The organism is Brevundimonas sp. (assembly GCF_051858995.1).
GTDB lineage: Bacteria > Pseudomonadota > Alphaproteobacteria > Caulobacterales > Caulobacteraceae > Brevundimonas.
Window position 1 is genome coordinate 210,312 of record NZ_JBHYGN010000010.1, and the last position, 23,995, is coordinate 234,306.

At 69.5% G+C, this 23,995-nt stretch carries 22 protein-coding genes; 6 read left to right on the plus strand and 16 right to left on the minus strand.

What is annotated here, in order from left to right; all coding sequences use genetic code 11:
• Positions 1–33: 33 nt before the first annotated feature.
• A complete protein-coding gene (gene thrC, locus ACTIEF_RS11945; RefSeq protein ID WP_439472366.1) occupies positions 34–1,404 on the plus strand; it encodes a threonine synthase in 1,371 nt (456 codons plus the stop codon).
• On the opposite strand, the gene ACTIEF_RS11950 is transcribed toward thrC, so the two are convergent.
• From ACTIEF_RS11950 to ACTIEF_RS12010, 13 genes are all read right to left on the minus strand, one after another.
• Positions 1,401–2,348 carry a homoserine kinase gene (locus ACTIEF_RS11950; protein ID WP_439472367.1) on the minus strand — a complete coding sequence of 316 codons (948 nt, stop codon included), beginning with the start codon at positions 2,346–2,348 and terminating at the stop codon, positions 1,401–1,403. The two genes, thrC and ACTIEF_RS11950, sit on opposite strands and share 4 nt — an antisense overlap.
• Before the next feature lie 2 nt (positions 2,349–2,350).
• Positions 2,351–4,093: an amino acid kinase family protein gene (locus ACTIEF_RS11955; RefSeq protein ID WP_439472368.1), complete on the minus strand. Its 1,743-nt coding sequence runs from the start codon at positions 4,091–4,093 to the stop codon at positions 2,351–2,353.
• A gap of 339 nt (positions 4,094–4,432) precedes the next feature.
• Complete coding sequence (gene leuB, locus ACTIEF_RS11960) at positions 4,433–5,533, minus strand: 3-isopropylmalate dehydrogenase (RefSeq protein WP_439472369.1); 1,101 nt, start codon at positions 5,531–5,533, stop codon at positions 4,433–4,435.
• Complete coding sequence (gene leuD / locus ACTIEF_RS11965; protein ID WP_439472370.1) at positions 5,533–6,117, minus strand: 3-isopropylmalate dehydratase small subunit; 585 nt, start codon at positions 6,115–6,117, stop codon at positions 5,533–5,535. The genes leuB and leuD overlap by 1 nt, the downstream gene beginning before the upstream one ends.
• Entirely contained in the window at positions 6,110–7,522 is a 1,413-nt protein-coding gene (leuC, locus tag ACTIEF_RS11970; RefSeq protein ID WP_439472371.1) for a 3-isopropylmalate dehydratase large subunit, read from the minus strand. The genes leuD and leuC overlap by 8 nt, the downstream gene beginning before the upstream one ends.
• Positions 7,515–8,480 carry a branched-chain amino acid transaminase gene (locus tag ACTIEF_RS11975; protein WP_439472372.1) on the minus strand — a complete coding sequence of 322 codons (966 nt, stop codon included), beginning with the start codon at positions 8,478–8,480 and terminating at the stop codon, positions 7,515–7,517. The genes leuC and ACTIEF_RS11975 overlap by 8 nt, the downstream gene beginning before the upstream one ends.
• Positions 8,464–9,693, minus strand: coding sequence for a 2-isopropylmalate synthase (locus tag ACTIEF_RS11980; RefSeq protein ID WP_439472373.1), 1,230 nt, complete (start codon positions 9,691–9,693; stop codon positions 8,464–8,466). The genes ACTIEF_RS11975 and ACTIEF_RS11980 overlap by 17 nt, the downstream gene beginning before the upstream one ends.
• Positions 9,690–9,950 (minus strand): ACT domain-containing protein, encoded by a 261-nt coding sequence (locus tag ACTIEF_RS11985; protein WP_439472374.1) that lies wholly within the window; start codon positions 9,948–9,950, stop codon positions 9,690–9,692. The genes ACTIEF_RS11980 and ACTIEF_RS11985 overlap by 4 nt, the downstream gene beginning before the upstream one ends.
• A gap of 3 nt (positions 9,951–9,953) precedes the next feature.
• Positions 9,954–11,657: an acetolactate synthase 2 catalytic subunit gene (gene ilvG / locus ACTIEF_RS11990; protein WP_439472375.1), complete on the minus strand. Its 1,704-nt coding sequence runs from the start codon at positions 11,655–11,657 to the stop codon at positions 9,954–9,956.
• Between the two features lie 3 nt (positions 11,658–11,660).
• Positions 11,661–12,674, minus strand: a complete 1,014-nt coding sequence (gene ilvC / locus ACTIEF_RS11995) for a ketol-acid reductoisomerase (protein ID WP_439472376.1) — start codon at positions 12,672–12,674, stop codon at positions 11,661–11,663.
• Between the two features lie 3 nt (positions 12,675–12,677).
• Positions 12,678–14,423, minus strand: coding sequence for a dihydroxy-acid dehydratase (locus tag ACTIEF_RS12000; RefSeq protein ID WP_439472377.1), 1,746 nt, complete (start codon positions 14,421–14,423; stop codon positions 12,678–12,680).
• A gap of 100 nt (positions 14,424–14,523) precedes the next feature.
• Entirely contained in the window at positions 14,524–14,676 is a 153-nt protein-coding gene (locus ACTIEF_RS12005; RefSeq protein ID WP_439472378.1) for a hypothetical protein, read from the minus strand.
• A 134-nt stretch (positions 14,677–14,810) separates the two neighbouring features.
• Entirely contained in the window at positions 14,811–15,452 is a 642-nt protein-coding gene (locus tag ACTIEF_RS12010) for a LuxR C-terminal-related transcriptional regulator (RefSeq protein ID WP_439472379.1), read from the minus strand.
• A gap of 246 nt (positions 15,453–15,698) precedes the next feature.
• Here ACTIEF_RS12010 and ACTIEF_RS12015 point away from each other — a divergent pair, with 246 nt between their 5' ends.
• From ACTIEF_RS12015 to ACTIEF_RS12035, 5 genes are all read left to right on the plus strand, one after another.
• Complete coding sequence (locus ACTIEF_RS12015) at positions 15,699–16,220, plus strand: DUF4402 domain-containing protein (protein ID WP_439472380.1); 522 nt, start codon at positions 15,699–15,701, stop codon at positions 16,218–16,220.
• A 122-nt stretch (positions 16,221–16,342) separates the two neighbouring features.
• On the plus strand, positions 16,343–17,155 hold the full coding sequence (locus ACTIEF_RS12020) for a hypothetical protein (RefSeq protein ID WP_439472381.1): 813 nt from the start codon (positions 16,343–16,345) through the stop codon (positions 17,153–17,155).
• An 8-nt stretch (positions 17,156–17,163) separates the two neighbouring features.
• Positions 17,164–19,863, plus strand: a complete 2,700-nt coding sequence (locus ACTIEF_RS12025) for a hypothetical protein (protein WP_439472382.1) — start codon at positions 17,164–17,166, stop codon at positions 19,861–19,863.
• Complete coding sequence (locus tag ACTIEF_RS12030) at positions 19,860–20,393, plus strand: hypothetical protein (RefSeq protein ID WP_439472383.1); 534 nt, start codon at positions 19,860–19,862, stop codon at positions 20,391–20,393. The genes ACTIEF_RS12025 and ACTIEF_RS12030 overlap by 4 nt, the downstream gene beginning before the upstream one ends.
• Entirely contained in the window at positions 20,390–20,851 is a 462-nt protein-coding gene (locus ACTIEF_RS12035) for a hypothetical protein (RefSeq protein ID WP_439472384.1), read from the plus strand. The genes ACTIEF_RS12030 and ACTIEF_RS12035 overlap by 4 nt, the downstream gene beginning before the upstream one ends.
• On the opposite strand, the gene ACTIEF_RS12040 is transcribed toward ACTIEF_RS12035, so the two are convergent.
• From ACTIEF_RS12040 to ACTIEF_RS12050, 3 genes are read right to left on the minus strand one after another with little or no spacing between them, the layout of a single operon-like run.
• Complete coding sequence (locus ACTIEF_RS12040; protein ID WP_439472385.1) at positions 20,842–21,120, minus strand: Hpt domain-containing protein; 279 nt, start codon at positions 21,118–21,120, stop codon at positions 20,842–20,844. The two genes, ACTIEF_RS12035 and ACTIEF_RS12040, sit on opposite strands and share 10 nt — an antisense overlap.
• Entirely contained in the window at positions 21,117–21,500 is a 384-nt protein-coding gene (locus ACTIEF_RS12045) for a response regulator (protein WP_439472386.1), read from the minus strand. The genes ACTIEF_RS12040 and ACTIEF_RS12045 overlap by 4 nt, the downstream gene beginning before the upstream one ends.
• Complete coding sequence (locus tag ACTIEF_RS12050; RefSeq protein ID WP_439472387.1) at positions 21,497–23,992, minus strand: CHASE3 domain-containing protein; 2,496 nt, start codon at positions 23,990–23,992, stop codon at positions 21,497–21,499. Before ACTIEF_RS12050 ends, ACTIEF_RS12045 begins: the two co-directional genes overlap by 4 nt.
• Positions 23,993–23,995 lie beyond the last annotated feature (3 nt).

A 23,995-nucleotide genomic window follows, 5' to 3' on the forward strand; every position in this document is an offset into this window, starting at 1 on the left:
GACGGGCGCGCCGGACTTGCGGACCAATGGGGGATGACTTCCCCGTCCTATGTCAGCACCCGTGGCCGTTCTCCGCTCGTCGATTTCGCCGGGACCGTGATCAACGGCATCGCGCCGGACGGCGGCCTGTTCGCGCCGTCCGTCTGGCCGCGTCTGTCGCTGGACGATCTGATCGCGGGCGGAGCGGATTATGCGACCCTGGCCGAGCGGCTGTTGACCCCCTTCGTGGGCGAGGGCTTGCCCGAAGGCGCGCTGGCGGCGGCGACGCGACGGGTGCAGGACCGCTTCTCGCATCCGGACGTGGTCCCTTTGGTCGAGCTGAAGCCCGGCCTGCATGTGTTGGAGCTGTTCCATGGCCCGACGGCGGCGTTCAAGGATCTGGCCATGCAGCTGGTGGCCGGGATGGCCGAGAGCCTGCTGGCGGAGACGGGCGAGCGGCTGCTGCTGCTGACCGCGACCAGCGGCGACACGGGCGCGGCGGCGGTGAAGGCCTTCGCGGGGGCGGAGCGGATTGATCTGGTGGTGTTGCACCCGCTGGGCCGGGTCTCGCCGATGCAACGGCTGCAGATGACCACGACCGGCGCGTCCAATGTGCTGAACCTCGCGGTGCGGGGCGATTTCGACGACTGCCAGCGGCTGGTGAAGGCCCTGCTGGGCGTGGAGGCGCTGAAAGCGAACCGACGGGTCAGTTCGGTCAACTCGATCAACTGGGCTCGGCTGTCCGGGCAGGCGCCCTATTACGCCGCGACGGCGGCGAAGCTGGCCGATCCGGCGACCTATGTGGTCCCGACCGGAAACTTCGGCGACGCCTTCGCGGGCTGGGTCGCGCGGCAGTGCGGCCTGCCCATCGGCGATCTGGTGGCGGCGACCAACCGCAACGATGCCCTGGTGCGGGCGCTGCACACGGGCGTCTATGAGCGGACGCAGGCTGAGCCGACGGCCAGCGTCAGCATGGACGTACAGGCGCCCTCGAACTTCGAGCGACTGGTGTTCGAGGCCACGGGCCGGGACGCGGATCTGACGCGTGGCCTGTTCGAGGACTTCAACAAGGCGGGACGGGTGACCCTGCCGGACGAGGTGCTGACGGCGCTGCGGCGCGAAGTGTCGGCGGTGTCGGTCAGCGAGGCCGAGACGGTCGCGGAGATGCAGCGGACCTGGCGCGAGAACGGACGGGTGATCTGCCCACACACGGCGGTGGCCTTGCATGCGGCGCGGCGGATTGAGCGGACGGGCGCGATGGTCGCCCTGTCGACGGCGCATCCGGCGAAATTCCCCGACAGTGTGGAGGCCGCGTTGGGCTTCGCGCCCGAACGGCCGCCGCAGCTACAAGGGCTGGAGGGCAAGACCGAGCGGTTCGAGATCGTGGATGCGACGCTGGAAGCGGTGCTGGCGACGATCGGCTAGGCCGCCAGCGCGGCCTGCTCTGTCCACCAATCCAGTCGCCTCAGGAAGGGCGCGGGATCCTTGGGGGTGACCAACCGGGTCGGGTCGTGGAACAGCCGGTCGTGCAGCCGGGTCAGGGTGAAGCGCACCGCCGCGACGGCGCCCAGCGCCGGCAGGGCGGCGGACTCAGCGGGCGCCAGGGGGCGGACGGACTCATAGCCCGCGCGGAAGGCCGCCAGCGCAGCCGGTAGCGGCTGGCCCTCGGCGTCGAAGCCCCAGGCCGACAGAGCGATGGCGAGGTCATAGGCGAAGGCGTCTGTGCAACCGAAATAGAAGTCGATCAGCCCGCTGGGGGCGTCGCCCTCGAACAGCAGATTGTCGGGGAAGTAGTCGGCGTGGATCGGGCCGCGCGACAGGCCGGCGCCCGGATCGGCGCAGGGGCCAGTGACCCACGGGGCCATGCGGTCCAGCAGGGCGTGTGTGGCGGCGTCGGCGCGGGTCAGGCAGCGGTCGAACAGGGCGCGGCGGGCGGCGGGGCCGACCGGATTGGCGCGCTCCAGCGGGAAGTCGGCGCCGGCCAGATGCAGTCGGGCCAGCAGGGCGCCGGCGGCGTGTTGATGCTCCAGAGACGGTTCGCGCTTCCACGCGCCGGGCAGCCATTCGAGGATGGCGGCGGGGCGGCCATTCAGCGTGCCGACCGCCTGACCGTCAGCGGCGATCATGGCGCGGGCGCAGGGCAGGCCCCTGTCGGCGGCATGGGCGGTCAGGCCCAGGCAGAAGGGCAGGGCGTCGGCGTCGGTGCGGCCCTCGAACAGTGTCAGGACGAAGCGGCCCTGACCCGTGTCGAGGCGATAGTTGGTGTTCTCCACCCCTTCGGCGATGGGCGTGAGCGCGCCGAGACCCAGGCCGTAGCGACTAATGAAGGGCTCGGCGTCGGCCTCCTCGACGGGGGTGAAGACGGCCATGGTCAGGCGACCTTCGACAGGCGGGCGGCGGCGAGGTCGGACAGGTCGGCCAGCAGGCTCTCGGCCGTGGCCCAGCGCCCGGCGCCGCGACCGCGACGGCGCACGACCGATCCATCCAGCGAGACCACCTTCAAGGCGTTGCCCTCTCCCTTCAGCTCCGCGAACAGCGGATCGAGCTGGCCCGAGACCAGCCGCACGGCGGCGACCAGCTTGCCCTCTTTCAGCTCGCAGCGACAGAGCTGGCGCGAGCCGGCGGGCGGCAGGGCGGCGGGATTCAGCACGTCGCGGGGGATGTCGGCTTCCTCGGGCATGACTCCGAAGGCCTCGAAGGCCAGAAGGCGGACCTTGGCGAGGGCGTCGAGGCCCTCAAGGTCGGACGACGGGTTTTCCTCGGCGAAACCGGCGGCGCGGGCCTCGGCCAAGGCCTGATCGAAGGAGGCGCCTTCGCCGAGCCGGGCCAGCATGAAGTTGACCGTGCCGTTCAGCACCGCTTCGAAGGCGGCGACCGGGGCGTCGGCGCGGGCGGCGCGAACGGCCTCGACCATGGGCACGCCGCCGCCGACGGAGGCCGACCACAGCAGGCGGGCGCCGTTCTGTTCCGCCAGGGACAGCAGGCCGACGGGATCGACGCTGACCGCCTGTTTGTTGGCCGTGGCGACATCGACGCCGCGCGATAGGGCGGCGCGGATGACGGCGTGACCGGCGGCGGCCTCGGACAGGGCCTCCAGCACGATGTCGGGCTGACGCTCCAGAAGGGCGTCGGGACTGGAGACCAGCAGGGGCGCCAGTTGCGCGTCTGAGGCGCCGGGCACATCGCGCGGCTTTGACGGATCGCGGACCAGGACGCCGACCACTTCGACGCGGGGATCGACCAGCAGGCGGGCCAAGGCGCCGCCGCCGACCACGCCGCAGCCGGCGACGGCTACGCGCAGGCGGCGGTGGGCGGGCGCGGGTTTTGGCGGGGCGCCGACCGGGCCGACGACCGTGCGGTGGCCGTCGAGATAGTTGCGCACCTCGACCTTCAGCTGGCGGGCCTCGGCCAGATCGAGCGCGTCCGGCTGGACCAGGCCGCCGCCCAGCGCCTTGGCCTCGGCCCAGCTGGCCTGATCATAGCGGCGGGCGTCGGGGTGGACGTTGGGATCGCGGTCGTAGAGGCCGTCCACGTCCTTCACCAGCTGGACGCTGTCCAACTCCAGCTCGGCCGCGAGGACGAGGGCCGTCAGGTCCGAGCCGCCGCGGCCCAGAAGGACGACCTGCCCCTCGGGCGAGACGGCGCCGAAGCCGGGCACCACGACGACCTCATGCCTGAGCAGGGCGCGGTCCAGCGCGGCGCGATCCAGCGACAGCGGACGGGCGTGCTCGCACGGGCCCTCGGCGACGAGGCCCAGTTCACGAACCGTCAGGGTGGCGGCGCTGAGGCCGACGCGGTCGCAGGCCAGGGCCACGAGGGCGGCGGACCGCTCCTCGCCCTGAACGACGTAGGCGGGGAGGATGCTGTTGTCGTGGGCGAGGCCGAGGGCGCGGGCCTCGGCCAGCAGACGGTCGGTCTCTCCGGCGAGGGCCGAGACGACCGCGACCACCCGACGGCCCCGGCGGACCTCGGCGTAGATGTCGGAGGCGACCTTGGGCGCATCGGCGGGATCGACCAGCACGGAGCTGCCGAACTTCATCACCACCACCTCGGGCGAGGCGGCGGAGAGGGCGGGGGCGGCGGGGCGTTCGAGGAGGGCGAGATTGGAGGACATGAGGTGGGTCTTTCGGAGAGTTCGGGAAAAGAAAAACCCCGCCCGGGGCGATCCGGGCGGGGTTGGGTTTTTGCGTTCCTGAGCTTCGGTGCGCGCTAACCTGTCCCCGCCAGAGGCGTGGTGGTGGTGCCGGTGGTCATACCAATGACGCGCGCGGTCGCGCCGCCGCACGAGGCGGTCGAGGCGATGGCGATGCGGGCGTCGAGGCGGCTCACGGCGGACCTGCTCAGTTGAAGTTCGGGAGGGAGGCTGACGGACAAACCGGGGGTCCGTCAACCCGCTAGGTCGAAAATTGCGCCCTGATCATCGATCTGTTGAGGTCAGGGCATGGTTCTTTCGTCAGGCCCAGTGCATCTGCACGCGATGGGCGGCGGCCCAGTGGATGGCGCGGATGCCGTCGATGACCGCGTTGGCGGCCTCGCGGGTGCCCAGCTTGCCTCCCAGGTCCTGGGTCACCGCGCCGGCGGACAGGACGGCGGCGCAGGCGGCTTCGATGGAGGCGGCTTCGTCCTCCAGTCCCAGACTGTGGCGCAGCAGCAGGGCGGCGGACAGGATGGTCCCGACCGGGTTGGCCTTGTCCTGACCGGCGATGTCGGGCGCCGAACCGTGGATCGGCTCGAACAGGCCCGGGCCGCTGGAGCCCAGCGAGGCGGAGGGCAGCAGGCCGATGGAGCCGCCCAGCACAGAGATCTCGTCCGACAGGATGTCGCCGAACATGTTCTCGGTCAGGATGACGTCGTACTCGCGCGGCTTGCGGATCAGGTGCATGGCCATGGAGTCGACCAGGGCGTGCTCCAGCTCGATGCGTGGGAATTCCTCGGCGTGGACGCGGCTGACCACCTCGCGCCACAGGCGGCTGGTCTCCATGACGTTGGCCTTGTCGACCGAGGTGACCTTGCCGCGCCGCTGCTGGGCGGTCTGGAAGGCGGCGCGGGCAACGCGCTCGATCTCCGGAACCGTGTATTCGCACAGGTCGGTGGCGCGGTCGGCGGTGCGGGTCTTTTCGCCGAAATAGATGCCGCCGGTCAGCTCACGGAAGACGATCAGGTCGACGCCCTCGACGATCTCCTTCTTCAGCGGCGAGCGGTGGGCCAGCACCGGCGAGACCTGCAGCGGGCGCAGGTTGGCGTACAGGCCCATGGCCTTGCGCAGGCCCAGCAGGCCTTCCTCGGGGCGACGCTTGCCGCCGTCCCACTTCGGCCCGCCCACGGCGCCCAGCAGGACCGCGTCGGCGGCCAGACAGGCGTCGGCGGTCTCCTGCGGCAGGGGATCGCCGGTGGCGTCGATGGCCGCGCCGCCGATCAGGTGTTCGCTGAAGTTGAAGGTGTGGCCGTAGAAGTCGCCGATCACCGTCAGAACCGACCGGGCCGCATGGGTCACTTCGGGGCCGACGCCGTCACCGGGCAGGACGACGATATTGTAGGTCTTCGGGGCGGACATCAGACGGTTTCTTTCTGGCGTTCAAAGGCTTCGATGGCGGGCAGGCGGGCTTGCAGCCAGCCGAGGGTGTCGACCCCGTCGAGCAGGCACTGGCGGGCGAAACTCTCCACAGCGAAGGCGACGGGCTCGGCGTTGCCGCGCTGGATGGTGGAGGTTTCGAGGTCGATGGTGATCGGCTGGTCGGCGTGGGCGGCCAAGTCGTCCCAGGTCGCCTGATCCACCACGATGGGCAGGAAGCCATTCTTCAGGGCGTTGGAGGTGAAGATGTCGGCGATCCCGGTCGAGACGACGGCGCGGAAGCCGTAGTCCATCAGGGCCCAGGGGGCGTGCTCGCGCGAGGAGCCGCAGGCGAAATTCTTCCCGGCCAGCAGGATGCGGCGCTCGCTCGGGTCGATGCGGTTGAGGATGGCTTCGGGCTTGGGCGAGCCGTCGGCCTCATAGCGCCAGTCGTAGAAGGCCCAGGCGCCCAGACCCTCGCGGCTGGTGGTGCTCAGGAAGCGGCCGGGGATGATCTGGTCGGTGTCGATGTTGGACTGCGACAGGACCACGGCCTGTGAGGTCAGGGATTTGAAGGGCTCAGGCATCGACCTTCTCCATCAGAAACACGCGCGGGTCGGTCAGGACGCCGGTGATGGCGGTCGCGGCCGCCGTGGCCGGGCTGGCCAAGATGGTGCGCGAGCCGGGTCCTTGTCGGCCCTCGAAATTGCGGTTGGAGGTCGAGACGGCCAGTTGGCCCGGAGCCACCATGTCGCCGTTCATGGCCAGGCACATGGAGCAGCCCGGAATGCGCCATTCGGCCCCGGCCTCGGTGAAGACGGTGTGCAGGCCCTCGGCCTCCGCGTCGCGGCGAACGGCTTCGGAGCCGGGCACGACCAGCATGCGCAGGCCCTGTTTGACCTTGCGGCCGCGCAGTACCTCGGCGGCGGCGCGCAGGTCGGGCAGGCGGCCGTTGGTGCAACTGCCGATGAAGACGACGTCAACCGCATGGCCGGTGGTCGCCTCGCCGGGGGTGAAACCCATATAGGCCAGCGCCTTCTGGCCCGAGGCGTCGCGCGGGGCGGGGACAGGCTCGCCGATGGCGGAGCCCGCGTCCGGCGTCGTGCCCCAGGTGGCCATCGGGCGGATGGCGGCGCCGTCGATCTCGATTTCGGCATCGTAGGTCGCGCCCGGATCCGAAGCCAGCGACAGCCAGTCGGCGACGGTCCGGTCCCAGGCGGCGGCGTCGGGCGCGTGCTTGCGGCCCTTCAGCCAGTCCACGGTGGTCTGGTCCGGGGCGATCATGCCCGCGCGGGCGCCGGCCTCGATCGACATGTTGCAGACGGTCATCCGCCCTTCCATGTCCAGCGAGCGGATGGCCTCGCCGGCGTATTCGACGACGAAGCCGGTGCCGCCGCCGAAGCCCAGACGGGCGATGACGGCCAGGGCTACGTCCTTGCCGGAGACGCCGGGTTGCAGCTGTCCGTCGACGGTGACGCGCATGGTCTTCGGCTTGCGTTGCAGCAGACACTGGGTGGCCAGCACATGGCCGACCTCGGACGTGCCGATGCCGAAGGCCAGGGCCCCGAAAGCGCCGTGGGTGGCGGTGTGGCTGTCGCCGCAAACGACGGTCATGCCGGGCTGGGTCAGGCCCAGCTCCGGCCCCATGACGTGCACCACGCCGCGATCCGCCGAGTCCCAGCCCGCCAGCGACACGCCGTGGCGCGCGCAGTTGGCCTCCAGCGTCTCGACCTGGGCCTTCGACGCCGCCGTGTAGTAGGGCCGCTCGCCGTTCGCATCGGCGGGCAGGGTGGGGGTGGAGTGGTCCAGCGTGGCGAAGGTGCGGTCGGGGCGACGCACCTTCAGCCCCCGGCTCTCGATCTCGGAGAAGGCCTGCGGGCTGGTGACCTCATGGACCAGATGCAGGTCGATGTAGAGCACCGCCGGGACGTCAGGCGTTTCCGCCTGCACCACGTGCCGGTTCCAGACCTTTTCAAACAGCGTCTCAGGCATACTCGGCCTCGCGCTGCGTGGCAGGCGCCGGAGCGTTGATCGGCTCCAGCCAGTTGTGGCGGTCCGGCGTGGCGCCGGAGAACAGGCCGCGGAAGGCGGCGTTGACGGCCTTGGTCACCGGACCCGGCCCGGCGGCGCGGGTGGTGATGCCGTCCACCGAGCGGACGGGCGTGATCTCGGCGGCCGTGCCGGTCATGAAGATCTCATCGGCGACATACAGAGCCTCGCGCGGCAGGATCTGCTCGCGGGTCTCATAGCCCAGGCCGCGGGCCAGCTTCAGCACGCTGTCGCGGGTGATGCCCATCAGGATGGAGGCGGCGGCGGGCGGGGTGATGATCTCGCCGTCCTTGACGATGAACAGGTTCTCGCCGGCGCCTTCGGACAGGCGGCCGTCGGTGCCCAGGGCGATGCCTTCACCGAAGCCGCCGACGCGGGCTTCGCGCCCGATCAGGTAGGAGGACAAATAGTTGCCGCCCGCCTTGGCGCCCGAGGGCACGGTATTGGGGGCGATGCGCGACCAGCTGGCGACGCAGGCGTCGACGCCTTTCTCCAGCGCCTCCTCGCCCAGATAGGCGCCCCACGGGAAGGCGGCGATGGCGACATCGACGTGCATGTTCTCGGGAGAGGGCGTCACCCCCATGCCGCACGCGCCCAGGAAGGCGATGGGGCGGATGTAGGCCGACTTCAGACCGGTCGCGCGCACGGTGGCGCGGCAGGCCTCGACCAGTTCGTCTACCGTGTAGGGCAGCTCGAAATGGTACATGCGGGCGCTGTCGAACAGGCGGCGCACGTGGTCGGTCAGGCGGAAGCCGCAGGGGCCGTTGGGGGTGTCATAGACGCGGACGCCCTCGAACACCGAGGTGCCGTAGTGCAGGGCATGGCTCATCACGTGAACCTTGGCGTCGGCCCAGGGCGTCAGGTCTCCATTGACCCAGATATGTTCAGCCAGCGGCCGCATACGCGTACTCCTGTCGGGGGGCGGCGTCCGGGCGCGAGGCCTCGATGATCGCCAGCAATTCGTGGTCGTTGATTTCGCCGATCTCATCGGCGCGGCGTTTGAAGCCGGCGAAGGCGGCGGCCAGATGGGCGCCGGATACGGGCTGGCCCAGCGCCTCGGCGCGCTTGGCCACGGCGTGGCGGCCCGAGTGCTTGCCCAGCACGAACCAGGTGCCTTCGAAGCCGACGTCCTGCGGGCGCATGATCTCGTAGGTCGAGGGATCGGCCATCATGCCGTGCTGGTGGATGCCCGCTTCGTGGGCGAAGGCGTTCAGGCCGACGATGGCCTTGTTGCGCACGACCGGGGTGTGGGTGATCTCGCTCAGCAGACGGCTGGCGCGGACCAGATGGGTGGTGTCCACGCCGGTGTGCAGGCCGTAGCGGTCCGACCGGGTGCGGATGGCCATGACCATCTCCTCGATGGAGGCGTTGCCCGCCCGCTCGCCGATGCCGTTGATGGCGCCCTCGACCTGACGCGCCCCGGCCTCGACGGCGGCCAGCGAGTTGGCGACGGCCATGCCCAGGTCGTCGTGACAGTGGGCCGAGAAGACCACATGCGGGTGGCGCACGCGGACTGCGGCGATCAGGTTGCGATAGATCTCGGCGATCTCGCCCGGGGTCGAATAGCCGACGGTGTCGGGGATGTTCAGCGTCGTGGCGCCCGCCGCCGCGGCGACCTCGCACACCTCGGCCAGGAATTCCGGCTCGGTGCGGATGGCGTCCTCGGGGCTGAACTCCACGTCCTCGAAGCGGGTGCGGGCATAGCCGACCGCGCGCTCGACGGCGGCCAGAACCTCGGCCGTGGACATCTTCAGCTTGGCCGAGCGGTGGATCGGGCTGGCGCCCAGGAAGATATGGCAGCGACGCTCCTCTGTCCCGCGCAGGGCGCGGTAGGCGGCGTCGATGTCAGCCTCGTTGGAACGGGCCAGCGAGCAGAAGACGGGGCCTTCGACCTCGCCGACGACGCGGCGCACGCACTCCTCGTCGCCGGGCGAGGCGGCGGCGAAACCGGCCTCGACCACATCGACCTTCATCTCCGCCAGGACGCGGGCCATGCGGACCTTGTCTTCCGGTCCCATTGAGAAGCCGGGCGCCTGTTCGCCGTCGCGCAGGGTGGTGTCGAAGACGACGACCTTGTTGGGGTCAGCGGCGACAGCGGTTTGAACCTTGGTCATGCCGCTACCTCGGGATGGAAGGTGGAGGCGGCGTTCGCGCGGGTGACGCCGAACAGCTTGTCGATCTGGCGGCCCAGGGTCTGGGTGCAGCGGCCATCGTCGCGGCCACGAACGGCCATCTCGATCCGGCGCGCGGCGCCTTCCTCGCGCATGGTGATGCCGTCGATGTGGAAGCCACGGCGCTCCACCAGACCGATCAGGCGCTGGAGCGAGCCGTCGGCGCGATCAATGTTCAGGTGCAGGGTTTCGGTGCTCATGGCTCAGGCGCCTTCCATCATTTCGGCATTGCTCTTTCCGGGCGGGACCAGCGGCCACACGTTCTCCCGGGGATCGATGATGACGTGTGCGAGGCAGGGGCCTTCGGCGGCCAGCAGGCGGGCGATCCCGGCCTGAACCTCCTCGCGTCGGCTAATTCGGAAGGCTTCGATCCCGAACGCCTCGGCGACCTTCACGAAGTCCGGATTGTCGGACAGGTCGATCTCCGAGTAGTTGCCGTCGAAGAACAGCTCCTGCCACTGGCGGACCAGGCCCAGAGAGCTGTTGTCCAGCAGCAGGACCTTCACCGCGACGCCGTAGCGCCGCAGGGTGGCCAGCTCTTGCACATTCATCATGAAGCCGCCGTCGCCGGCGATGACGACGACCGTGGCGTCCGGATCGGACAGCTTGGCGCCGATGCCGGCGGGCAGGCCGAAGCCCATGGCGCCCAGCCCGCCCGAGGTGATGTGGGCTTCCGGCTTCGAGAACCGACAGTGCTGGGCGGCCCACATCTGGTGTTGGCCGACGTCGCAGGCGGCGACGAAGTCGTCCCCGGCGGCTTCCGAAATCGCCTTCAGCAGGGCCGGGGCGTAGACGCCCTCGCCCGGGGCGTCATAGCGGAAGGCGGTGCGCTGGGCGCGGCTGGCGCAGTGGATCATCCACGGATCGATAGCTGGACCACGGCCCGCCAGACGGGCGGTCAGGGCGGCGACGCCCTCGGCCAGTTCACCCTGAACCGGGATCCAGGTCTCGCGCAGCTTGCCGATCTCCGACGCGTCGATGTCGAAATGGATGACGCGGGCGTGGGGGGCGAACTCGGTCAGCTTGCCGGTGGCGCGGTCGTCGAAACGGGCGCCGAAGACGATCAGCAGATCGGCTTCCTGCACCGCCTCATTGGCCGCGCGCGTGCCGTGCATGCCCAGCATGCCCTGGAAGCCGGGCGCGTCCGTGGGGATGGTCCCCAGCGCGTTCAGGGTGGCGACCGACGGGATGCCGGTGGACTCGGCGAAGGCGCGGACCTGCTCCGTGGCGCCGCCGATCTTCACCCCGCCGCCGACGTAGATCAGCGGGCGCTGTGCAGCCCGGATGGCCTCGGCCGCCGCGGCGATGGCGTCGTGGTCGGTCGGGACGGTCTCGTTCGGATAGTGGAAGCCGAAATCCTCGGTGGTCTGGGCGACCTGAACGTCCTTCGGCAGATCGACCAGCACCGGGCCGGGGCGGCCCGAGGCGGCGATGTGGAAGGCTTCTTCGATGGCCGCCGGGATGTCTGCGGGATCGCGGACCAGGATCGAGTGCTTCACGATGGGCAGGGTGACGCCCAGGATGTCGATCTCCTGGAAGGCGTCAGTGCCCATGACGCCCTGGGCGACATTACCGGTGATGCAGACGACCGGGATGGAATCCATCATCGCATTGGCGATGCCGGTGATCAGGTTGGTGGCGCCGGGGCCGGAGGTGGCCATGCAGACCCCGACCTTGCCGCTGCGGCGGGCCCAGGCGTCGGCGGCGAAGGCAGCGGCCTGTTCGTGGCGGACCAGAATGTGGCGCAGGTTCGATCCGGCCAAGGCGTCATAGACGGGCATGATCGCGCCGCCCGGATAGCCGAACACGACCTCCACCCCCAGCCGCTCCAGGGTGGAGACGAGCAGGCGGGCGCCGCTTTTCGGGGCGGCGGCGGGTTCAGACATACGGGCGGCGGAGGCGGTCATGATTCAGGCGGCTTCCGATTTGGGGGCGTGCAGCCAGGCCATGCGCTCGCGCAGCTTCGCGCCGGTCCGTTCGATGGGCTGTTCGCCGTCAGCCTCGACCCAGGCGTCGTAGCGCGGCTTGCCCGCCTCGTTTTCGGCGATCCATTCGCTGGCGAACTGACCCGACTGGATCTCGTCCAGAATGGTCTTCATGCGGGCGCGGGTTTCGTCGGTGATGACGCGCGGGCCGGACTTGACCGAGCCCCACTTGGCCGTCTCCGAAATGAACTCGTTCATCCTGGTGATGCCGCCCTCGTAGAACAGGTCCACGATGAGCTTCAGCTCGTGCATGCACTCGAAGTAGGCGATCTCGGGCTGGTAGCCGGCCTCGACCAGGGTGTTGAAGCCGGACATGACCAGCTCCTTGGCGCCGCCGCACAGGACCGCCTGTTCGCCGAACAGGTCGGTCTCGGTCTCTTCGCGGAAGGTGGTCTCCAGCAGACCGCCGGTCGCGCCGCCGTTGCCCCTGGCGTAGCCCATGGCGCGGTCGCGGGCCTTGCCGGTCGCGTCCTTTTCGATGGCGAACAGGGAGGGGACGCCGCGCCCACGCTGGTACTCGCGGCGGACCAGATCGCCCGGCCCCTTGGGGGCGACCAGGATGACGTCCATGTCCTCGCGCGGCGTGATGCGGCCGTAGATGATCGAGAAGCCGTGGGCGAACAGGATGGCGGCGCCCTGTTTGGCGTTCGGCTCGATGATGTCGCGATAGACCTCGGCCTGGATCATGTCCGGGGTCAGGATGGCGATGATGTCGGCGCCCTTGACCGCCTCGGCGGGATCGGCGGTCGGGACGCCGTCGGCGGTGGCGTTGCGCCAGCCCTTGCCGCCATGGCGGACGCCCGCGACCACGTCGTGGCCCGAGTCCTTCAGGTTCTGGGCGTGGGCCCGGCCCTGCGAGCCATAGCCGATGATGGCGATACGCTGGCCGGCGATGGCGCCGGGGCGAATATCGTCATTGGTGTAGATGGTGATGGCCATGGGTCAGGCGTCCTCTCGGGCGGATTGGGTTTCGGTCTCGGCGGGACGCTGGACCGCAGGCGGGTTGGGAATGGTCACGGCGCCCTGGGCGGCGGAGGCCACCGCGGCGCGGTATTTGGCGAAGACCCCGTGCGCCGGGCGGATCGATCGGGGGGCGAAGTCCGCCCGGCGCTTCGCCAGATCGACGCCGATGACGTCGATGCGGCGGTTGGTGACGTCTATGGCGATGCGGTCGCCGTCGCGGATCAGGGCGATGGGGCCGCCGACAGCGGCTTCGGGCGAGACGTGGCCGGCGACGAAGCCGTAGCTGGCGCCGGAAAAGCGGCCATCCGTGATCAGGGCGACGTTGTGGACGCCACGGCCCTTCAGGGCGGCGGTGACCTGCAGCATCTCGCGCATGCCGGGGCCGCCCTTGGGGCCCTCGTAGCGGATGATGATGACGTCGCCTTCGCCGACCGAGCCGTCCTGAACGGCGTGGAAGGCGTCCTCCTCGCTGTCGAAGACGCAGGCGGGGCCTTCGAAGCGATCGACCTTGTGGCCAGTCAGCTTGATGACCGCGCCATCCGGGGCGACGTCGCCGTAGATCACGGCGAAGCTGCCGCGGTCCATGACCGGGGCGTCGAAGGTGGTGACGACCTGCTGGCCCGGCGTCTCCTCGGCCTCGGCGGCCTCAGTAAACAGGCTGCGGCCCGAGACGGTGGGGGCGTTCACGATCTTGCCCGCCTCGGCCATTCGCTGGGTGACCAGACGGGTGCCGCCGGCGGCGAACAGGTGCGAGGCCAGGAAGCGGCCTCCGGGCTTCAGGTCGCAGATGACCGGGGCGTCGACGCACGCCTGGTGGCAGTCCTCGACGCCGAACTCGACTCCCGCCTCGGCGGCGATGGCGGTCAGGTGCATGACGGCGTTGGTCGAGCCACCCGAGGCCGAGACGGCGACGGCGGCGTTCCGCAAGGAGGCGCGGGTGATGTACTTCCGGGCGCTGTCGCCGGCGAAGACGCGCTCGACGATCAGACGGCCGCAGCGCTCGCCCTCGGCGGCCTTGGCCGGATCGACGGCGGGGACGTCGTTCGCTCCCATGGGGGACAACCCCATGACCGACAGGGCCATGGCCATGGTGTTGGCGGTGAACTGGCCGCCGCAGGCGCCGGCGCCGGGGCAGACCGCCGTCTCGACCGCCTTCAGGCCAGCGTCGTCCAAGGCTCCGGCGGCGTGGGCGCCGATGGCCTCGAAGATCTCCTGAACCGAGACTTCCTTCTGGCCGATGGTCCCCGGCATGATCGTGCCGCCGTAGTAGACCAGTCCGGGGATATCCATGCGGGCCAGCGCCATGGCGGCGGCCGGGATGGTCTTGTCGCAGCCGACGATGCAGACGACGCCGTCCAGCTGGTGGCCTTCGACGGCCAGTTCGATACTGTCGGCGACGACCTCGCGGCTGATCAGCGAGGCCTTCATGCCGGGGGTGCCCATCGAGATGCCGTCGGTGACGACGATGGTGTTGAAATCGACCGGATAGCCGCCCGCGGCGATGATCCCGGCGCGCACATCGGCGGCCAGACGGTCCAGGTGCATGTTGCACGGGGTGACCGATGACCAGGTGTTGACCACCGCGATCATCGGCTTGTCGAAATCGGCGTCCTGCATGCCCGCCGCGCGCAGATAGCTGCGGGCCGCGGCGCGGTTCGGACCGGCCGTGACAACACGGCTGCGCGCGTTCGGCGGCCGGTCGGTCGGGGTGAAATCTTGCGTCATTGGCGAAGTCGGTTCCGGTAGGCTCCGGATCGCGCACAACAAAAAACCCGCTTCCTGGGTGGAAGCGGGTGGCTGCGTGCGATCCTGATGTTGCGTTAGGTCAGGTCGCGTGCGTCCACGCCGCTCCGGTAAGGAGGACGAGAATTACCGCGAGAATAAGGGTGTTCAGGGCCAGCTCGACCGACGGCGCGCGCACGACCGCAATCGCCTTGGCGGCGATCTTGCGGTCAGCGATGTGGGCGCGGTGGCTCACGGGTGGCTCCAGTTGAACGGCCTCAGGAAACCATGGCCTGCTGCGTCGCACAAGACTGTTAAGCAAAATTATTGCGTGACGGAGCGTTTGGGAGGCGGCGAGGGCAGGAATTTGCCGCGTTAAAATCCGGCCTGTCAGGAGCGGATCTGGTCGTTCCTGAGAACCGGCGCGGCGGCCAGGATCGCCTGGCTTCTGTTGTTCACTTTCAGCTTCTTCAGAATGGCGGAAACGTGTTGTTTCACAGTGCCTTCCGTCAGGTTCATGTCGCCCGCGATCTGCTTGTTCAGCTTGCCGTCCACGAGGGCGCGCATGATCCTCAGCTGGGCTCCCGACAGCGTGGCGATACGGCGATGGAAATCGACCGACTCCGGGTCGGGATCGACATTCTCCGGAAACACGGTTTCGCCCCGCAAGATGGCGCCGACGGCGTTCACCAGGGTCTCGACCGGCTCGCATTTCGACAGCCAGGCGTCGACGCCGAACGCCCTGGCCATGGACAGGGTGTGCTGATCAGTGCGCGAGGAGACCATGGCGATCTTGCCGTCCGGTAAGAGCTGCTGGAGGCGGAGCAGGGCGCTGAACCCCTCGGCGTCGGGAAGCATCAGATCCAGCATGATCAGCTTCACGCGAGGGCCGTGCAGACGGACATAGGCATCGGCTTCGGTGGCCGAGGTCACCCGGCCGACATCCAGATGCGGATAGGCGGCCTGGATGGAAAGCTCGAAAGCCTGACCGACCAGGGGATGGTCATCAACGATCAGCACGATCCAGCGCACCGCCGAACCTCCCGAATCCGACCTTGGCTATACCAAGGGTTGCACGACCACATTGCAAGCCTGTTTCCTAACAACAGGTTTTCTGTACGGCAGGCGAAAAGTTAGGGGGCGAAGTTGTTTTGACATGCAACCTATAACTTTGGTTCGATTTGCACCTTTTTAGCGGGCCGGGTTGTGGACCTGGCCGCCGATCGGGATGAATTGGACGCCAACGAGACGCAACCCCCACGTCGTTGGAGACTAGAAATGATCAAGTTGATTGCCGCCGCCGCCCTCCTGACGGTCGCCATCGCCGCCCCCGCCATGGCTCAGTCGGCCTCCACCACCGGTTCGGGCTCCATCACCGTCATCCGCCCGCTGACCATCACCAAGAACGCCGACCTGAAGTTCGGCACCGTCGTCCGCCCGGCCACCGGTTCGGGCACGGTCACGGTCAGCGCCGCCGGCGCGCGCTCGGTTGCGGGCGGCGTGGTTGGCCTGAGCTCGGGCGACACCCCGCAAGCCGCCCAGTTCACCGTCGACGGTGAAGGCGGCCAGTCGATCTCGGTCACCATCCCGGGCACCTTCTCGATCGCCAACGGCACCGACACCCTGACTGTCACGACCTCGAACAACCTGTCTGGTTCAGCCGCGTCGCAGACCCTGAGCAACGCCCTGGGTTCGGCGGGCTCGCTGGTCTTCAAGGTTGGCGGCAGCGTTCCGGTGCTCTCGACCTCGCCGACGGGCGTCTACACCGGCACCTTCACCGTCTCGGCCGCCTATAACTGATCGGACGCGCTGTGTTTCCGCTGCAGGAGATACGAGCCGCTCACCCTGTCGTTAACGCATCGGTTGTGCGTCACGGCTATGTTCACGCTGGGGATGGGTTCAGGAGGGTGATCGCGGTGGCGATGCGTCTGTTTCTGTCGGCTTTTTTCCTGTTGCTGATTGCCGGACCCGCCGCGGCCCAGGTTGGCGCCGATCTGAACATCTCGCCCAAACGGGTGGTGTTCGAGCCGGGCGAGCGCAGCGCCACCGTCTACATCTTCAACCAGGGTGACCAGGCGGCCACCTATTCGGTCGAACTGGTCGACCGGACCATGTTGCCGGACGGCCAGATCGTGGCGGCCGCCGACCAGCCGGGCGCGACGGTCGATTCCGCCGCTGACCTGGTCCAGTACACCCCGCGCCGCATCACGCTGCAGCCGCGGGAGAGCCAGGCAATCCGCGTCCGCGCCCGTCCGGGCGCCGGGGGCGAGCATCGCACCCACCTGACCGTCACCGCCCTGCCGTCCGAGACGGCGGGCTTCACCGTCGAGCAGGCGGTCCAGCCCGGCGCCGATGAGGTGGCCGTGCAGGTCATCGCCCTGTTCAGCGTCAGTGTGCCGGTGATCGTCCGCGACGGCCCCGCCGATGCACGGGCGGCGGTCGAGAACCTCGCGATCCTGCAAGGCGAGACGGGGCCGGTGCTGTCGCTCGACCTAGTCCGCCAAGGCGCCAGTTCGGTCTATGGGGATGTCGAGATCCGGCTGGGGGAGGGCGCTGACGCCCCCTTGGCCACCGCCGTGCGCGGCGTGGCCGTCTATCCCGAGATCGACCGCCGCACGGTCGTGACCCCGCTGCCGGCGCCGCTGACCCCAGGTCAGACGGTGACGGTGATCTACCGCGACGATGACGCCCGGCCGGGCGAGGTCCTGGCGACGGCGACCCTCGTCGCGCCGTGAGGCCGGTCTTGCCGGTCAGTCTGGCCGCTTTGGCCCTGGCCGCCTTGCCGGAACCGGCGCAGGGGCAGGAACTGGTGCGCAACCTGATGATCGCCGCCGATCCCCAGCCGTTCAGCCCCGACGACCTGCTGTGGATGGAGGTCCGCTCGGGCGATGTGCAGCTGACCGATTCCCTGAACGTCTATTCGTCCCGCTCGGGTGTCTTCGTGCCGCTGGGCGAGTTCTCGCGGGTGCTGGACCTCGCCGTGGGTGTCTTCCCGGCGCAGCGCCGGGCCGAGGGCTGGGTCATCTCGCCGGAGCGCAAGCTGACCGTCGACCTGGCCACGGGCGAGGCGCGGCTGGCGGGGCGGTCCATCCGATTCAGTCCGGACCAGGCCGCCATCTATGACGACGACCTCTATGTGCGGCTGGACCTGCTGCAGCAGATTCTGCCGGTGCGGCTGAGCGCCGATACGGCCGCGCAGGTGATGGACCTGACCGCCACCGAGCCCCTGCCGTTCCAGCAACAGGCGGACCGGTTGCGGCGGCAGGCGACGCTCGGCGCGACGCCGTCGGAACCGCAGGCCCTGCATGTCGCGACGCCCTATCAGCTGTTCACGCCCCCCGCCTTCGATGTGAACCTGGGCGGTATGCTGGCCCGGGACGGTGTGGATCAGGCCAGCCGCTATGACGTGCGCGCCGCTTCGGACCTGCTGTGGGCCGGCTTCGAAGGCTATGTCGGGTCGGACGAAGACGGGCACGTCAACGACGTTCGCGTCCTGCTGAGCCGCAAGGACCCCGGTGGGCGGGCGCTGGGGCCGCTGGGCGGCACCCGGGCCGGGCTGGGCGACGTGTTCACGCCCTCAATGCCCATTGGCGCGGCGGGCTATGCCGGGCGCGGGATCTTTTACACCTCCGCGCCGCTGGAGAATCTCGATCTGGCCACGCCACTCGACCTGCGCGGCGAACTGGCGCTGGGCGAGGAGGTCGAGCTCTACGTCAATGAGGTGCTGCAGGCGGCCCAGACCTCGCCGGCGCAGGGGCGGTATGAATTCCTCGACGTGCCGCTGGCCTTCGGCCTGAACACCCTGCGCCTAGTCTTCTACGGATCGCAGGGGCAGAAGCGAGAGGTCGTCCGTCGGATCAATTTCGGCGCCGGACAGGTCGAGGCCGGGCGACTGGTCTTCCGCTTCGGCGCGATCGAGCAGGGGGCGACGGTCTTTGACGTGGGCGACCGCGCGGTCACCGCCGCGACGGGCGAGACCCGGTTCAGCGTCATGGCCGATTACGGCCTGTCCTCGGGCCTGACGGTCAGCGCGGGCGCGGCGCGGTTCACCCCCGAAGGCGCCGAGGCTCGCTCGCTGGGCGCGCTGGGCCTGCGCAGTTCGCTGGGCCCCGTGGCGGCCCAGATCGACATGGCCTTCGACGATGTCGGCGGACGCGGGGCGACCGTCGGCGTGGCGGCCCGCCCGTTCGGCGTCTCGGTGGTGGCGCGGCATTCCGAATACCGTGGCGGTTTCATCGATGAGACCCGTCAACTCGGCGTGCTGGATCTCGCGCCGCTGCGCAGCGCTACGGACCTAAGGCTCGATGGTCAGGTGTCGGGGTCGCGCGGCCTGTCCGTGCCGGTGTCGTTCAACCTGCGCCAGCTGCGCCGCACCAACGGCGACCGGCTGACCAATGCCGAACTGCGCGCCTCGGCCCCGGTCGGGCGCTATTACGCCTCCAGCAGCGTGGTCTATGAGAATGATCAGAGCACGGGCCTGAACCGCCCCCGCTGGCTGGGTTCGACCGATGTCGCCACCCTTGTTTCGTCGCGCCTGCAACTGCGCGGCGGCCTGGCCTATGAGTTGTCGCCCAACCCGGAGATCGAGACCGCCTACGCGACGCTGGACTGGCAGATCACCGAGGCGAACGCCCTGCGTCTGGGCATCGTGCGGGCGCGGGGGACGACCTCGGAGACCAGTCTTCAGGTGTCGAACCTGTGGCGGGCGGACCGGTTCGATCTGGCCGTGAACGCCTCCTACGAGACCGAGTCCCGCGAGTGGCGGATCGGGCTGCAGATGGGCTTCGGCTTCGGCTATGACCCGTTCGCGCAGCGCTATCGGATGACCCGGCCCGGAGTTGCGACGGGGGGCTCGGTCGCGGTCAACGCCTGGGTGGACGAGAACGCGGACGGCCTGCGTCAGGCGGGCGAGCCTGGGGCGCCAGGGCTGGTCGTCGATACGCCCGTGGGGGCGGTCAACACCGGGGCGGATGGGCAGGTGGTGGCGGTGGGGCTGGGCGACGGCGCCTCGGCGCGGATCCGTCTGGACGCCGAGGGGGTGGACGATCCCTTCCTGATGGCCGGCCCGCCCTTGCTGGAGTTCACCCCGCGTCCGGGCCGGACGGCGGTGATCAACTATCCGATGCGACGCAGCGCCGAACTGGAGCTGTCGGCCCGCCTGCGCCGGGCGGACGGCACGTTGCGTCCGCTGGCGGCGCTGAACGTCGAACTGGTCTCGGCGGATGGTCAGACCATCGTCGCCGGGCGTAGCGACCACGCGGGCGTCATCTTCTTCGAGGGCGTCGGCCCCGGCGTCTGGACCGTGCGTCTGGAGGAGGCCCAGTCCCGCCAGTTGAACCTGCGGCAGGTCGCGCCGCTGCAGGTGACCATCCCCGCGACCGGCGGCTTCGTGCGGGGCGGGGCGGTTCTGATCGACGCCGGACAGCAGGAGGCCGCCCAATGAAACGTCTTGTCGCCGCCTTCAGCGCCGGACTGATGCTGTTCTCAGCCAGTCAGGCCCAGGCCGATCCAACCGTGACCCGCTCGCCCGCGACGGCGCCCGCGCTGGGCACGGTCATCCGGGGCAGCGCCACCACCTTCTCGGTCTCGACCGCGGGGGCGGTGACCCGCACCTCCGGCACGGCCATCCGGCTGACATCCAGCACGGTCACCACCCCGACCATCACCATCAACTGCGGCCTGCTGAACCTGAACAGCCTGTGCGCCCTGCGCTATATCCGGGTAACGATCACGCCGGTCACGGGCTCTGGCCCGGCGACGATCACCCGCCTGCGGGTGGGCTCAATGACCGGCGGCGTCTATCGCAGCGGCTCGGCCCCGGCTGAGGGTGCGAGTCTGACCTTCGATCTCAATCCGCTGGGCCTGCTCACCACCGCGACCTTCAAGCTGGGCATGGATGTGCAGCTTGCCGCCGGGGCGACCACAGGCAATACGACCTTCGACTACCTTGTCACGGTACAGTTCACGACATGATCCAGTTTCGCGTTCTTCTGCTGGTCGGCCTGATCGCCGCGACCCCCGCCGTGGCGGCGGCGCAATCGGAGACGGGCTCGGCGACCCTGACTGTCCAGCGCGGCCTGAGCATCGCCACCGTCAGCCCCATGCGGCTGCAGCCGTCGGACCCTGAGGCCGCCCTGTCGGTGACCGGCTCCAATCTGGTCGACGCTCCGGCGATGATCCGGATCAGTGGCGATCCGGGGCGGGTCTACCGGATCCGCCTGCCGCAGGACGACGTCGAGCAGCAGGGCGTGCCGGTGATCTATGATCTGAAAATCTGGAGCGCGACCTCGGGCGACATCTCCGAGACCCGCGTGGCTCGGCTGGATCTGCAGGGGCATGACCTGCTGCGGGTCTCCGGACGCCTGCGCACCGGGACGAACGAGGAGGGCGAGCCGGTGGCCGCCCTGCCGCTGAGCATCGACTACGAATAGGCCGCCGTGTCGCGCCGGATGGCGGTGATCAGGGCCTCGACCTCTGCACGACCGGGCGTCTCGCCCTCCGCGAACTTGCCGTCGATCCGCTTGGCCAGACCGCCCATGTCGGTGAAGCCGAACAGGCCCGCGGCCCCCGCCAGCCCATGCGCGAGCGCCTCGATCCGCACGTGATCGGTCTCGGCCAGGGCGGCCTCCAGCGCATCGGCGTCGCCGCGCGCCCGCTCGCAGAAGCGGGGCCTCAGGGGGGCGAGAGGATCGGGGCTCAAGCCTGTCCCTCCGCCAGCAGGGCGCGGACCTGGGCGGCCAGCGTCATCGGATCGAACGGCTTGACGATCACCCCGATGGCTCCCAGCGCCAGATAGCGGTCCTGCTCGCTGGCCTGCACCCGCGCGGTCATGAAGATGACCGGCGTGGTCTCCAGCCCCGGCAGGGTGCGCAACTGGGCCAGTGTTCCGGGACCGTCCAACCGGGGCATCATGACGTCCAGCAGGATGACATCGGGGCGCATCCCGCCCTGAAGAAGCTCCAGCGCCGTTTCGCCGGATTCCGCCGTGGTCAGGGTGATGCCCGGATCAAGCTCCAGCGAGAAGGCGGCCACCTCCCGGATGTCGGGCTCGTCGTCCACGTGAAGGATCGCGAGGGTCATTGTCGGCCTCCCTTGCCCGTCAGACGGCGCACCGTCCGCACCAGTCCCGCCAGCGAGGTTCGGGACTTCACCAGCACCGCCTCGACCCGATGGCCGAGGGCGGCGTCCATTTCCTGCGCCGAGTAGACGATGACCGGGACCGGCTGGCCCTCGCCGTCATCAAGGTCCGCCAGCAGCTCCAGCCCGGAGCCGTCGGGCAGGCCGAGGTCCAGGATCACCAGATCGGGCAATCGGCCCCTCAGCACCTCGCGCGCCTCGGATAGCGAAGGGGCGGGCAGAACCTCGGCCACGCCCACCAGGGCCGAGGCTGTCACGGTCAGGATGTCGGGGTCGTCGTCGACATGCAGGACGACCGGGCGGCGTTTCTCCAGCCGCTCCAGAATGCCGGCCACGGCGCTGCGCAGGCGGGTCTGGTCGAACGGCTTCTCGAGCCAGTCGATCACCTCCAGCGAGCGGCCCCGCGCGCGGCCCCGCGCGATGTCCGCCGAGACGACCACCACGGGCAGGTCGCGCGTCCTGGGATCGGAGCGCAGGGTGCGGATCAGGCCCACCCCGTCGGCGTCGGGCAGCTGCAGATCAACCAGAACCGCCGCATAGGCCTCGGTGCGGACGGCCACCAGGGCTTCCCGCGCGGTGGCGGCGATGTCGGCGCTGAAGCCGTCCTGGGCCAGCATGGTGCGCAGCACCTGTGCCGCGTCCGGATCGTCCTCGACGATCAGCAGGTGCGGGCCGTCGCCCTCGCTGATGTCGCTGTCCTGCAGGTCGAGCGGCAGGTCCATGTGGAAGGTGGCGCCTTCGCCCGGCGCGGATTCGAACCACAGCCGCCCGCCGTGGCGCTCGGCGATCTCGCGGGCGATGGCCAGCCCCAGCCCGGTGCCGCCCTTGGCGCGGGTGTCGGAGGAGTCCGCCTGGGCGAATTTCGAGAAGATGCGGGCGCGAAATTCATCAGGGATTCCGGGGCCATAGTCGCGGACGCTGAGGCGGGCGATGCGGGTTTCTGGCTCCACCGTGACCACTACTTCGCTGCCTGCGGGCGAGAATTTCGCGGCGTTGGACAGCAGGTTCACCACCACCTGGATCAACCGGTCCTGATCGCCGCGCACCGGGGCGCTCGGGCCATCGACCAGCTTCAGCGTCACCTCCAGATCGTCGGCGAGGCCGTGGACATTGTCGATCGAGCGCAGGGCGATGTCGCGCAGGTCCAGCGGCGCGATCTCCAGCACCATTTGGCCGGACTCCAGCTTTTCGACATCGAGGATGTCGTTGATCAGCCGCACCAGTCGCTGGCTGTTGGAATGTGCGATGCCGATCAGCCGCGCCGCCTTGTCGCTCAGATCACCCGCCGCGCCGCCGGCCAGCAGGCCCAGTGAACCGGCGATGGAGGTGAGGGGGGTGCGCAGTTCATGGCTGACGGTCGAGACAAACTGCTGCTTCAGCTCATCGACGCGGCGGCGTTCGGAGATGTCGCGCACGACGGCCACCATGTGGACGCCTGTGGGCAGGGGCATCAGGCTGAGGGCCACATCGACGGGGAAGGTCCCACCGTCGCGGTGGCGGGCGGTCAGCTCCCTCACGATGCCGTCGCCCATCTCACCGTCGCGGAAACCGAGGCGAGCGAGGAAGCCCTTCGACGGATCGCCCGCGCCATCGAGGTCGAGCATGACCGAGATGTCCCGGCGCACCAGTTCCGGTCCGGCCCAGCCGAACATGCGGGCGGCGGCGGCGTTCATCGTCTCGATGCTGCCGCTGGGATTGAGCGTCAGGATGGCGTCGATGGCGCTGTCGAAGATGGCCTCCTGCCGGGCGGCGGTCTCACGCACCTCGGCCAACAGCAGGCGGCGGGTGCGGATGTAGCGCCAGCCGGTCACCCCGGTGAGCAGCACGGTGATCAGCAGCAAGGCGAACAGGCCGGTGACCCACCGCTCGGTGGCGGCGCCGCGGGCTTCGGCCCGTCCGGTCAGGACGGACAGCGCCTGCGCCTCATGGTGGACCATCCGATCGATCACCACCCGGATATCGTCCATGGCGGCCTTGCCCGCCCCGCCCGACACCACCGCGAGGGCGGCGTCGCGGCCCTGCTGCTGCCGCGCCTGCAAGCCCTCGGTCAGGGTCGCCTGTTTGCGATCAACCAGGGTTTTCAGGCGGGCGACGTCGGCGGCCTGGGCGGGCTGGTCCGCATAGAGCCGCTCCAATCGCTGGAACTGCGCCGCCAGCTTGTCCTCGGCCTCGTCATAGGGCTGCAGGAACCGATCATCGCCGGTGATGATGTAGCCGCGCTGGCCGGTCTCGGCGTCCTGCAACAGGGAGAAAACGCTCAGGATTTGCGCCCGGGTCTCATGCGAGCGCTCGACCTCGGCCCGGACCTCGCTCTCGCGGGTGAATTCGCGCCGAAGCTCCAAGCCGATGCCGATCAGGGCGACGGCGACGATCAAGGCTCCGGCGGTCGCCAGCAGGGCGACGCTGCGACGTGACATCAGAACCGGCTGCTGCATCGA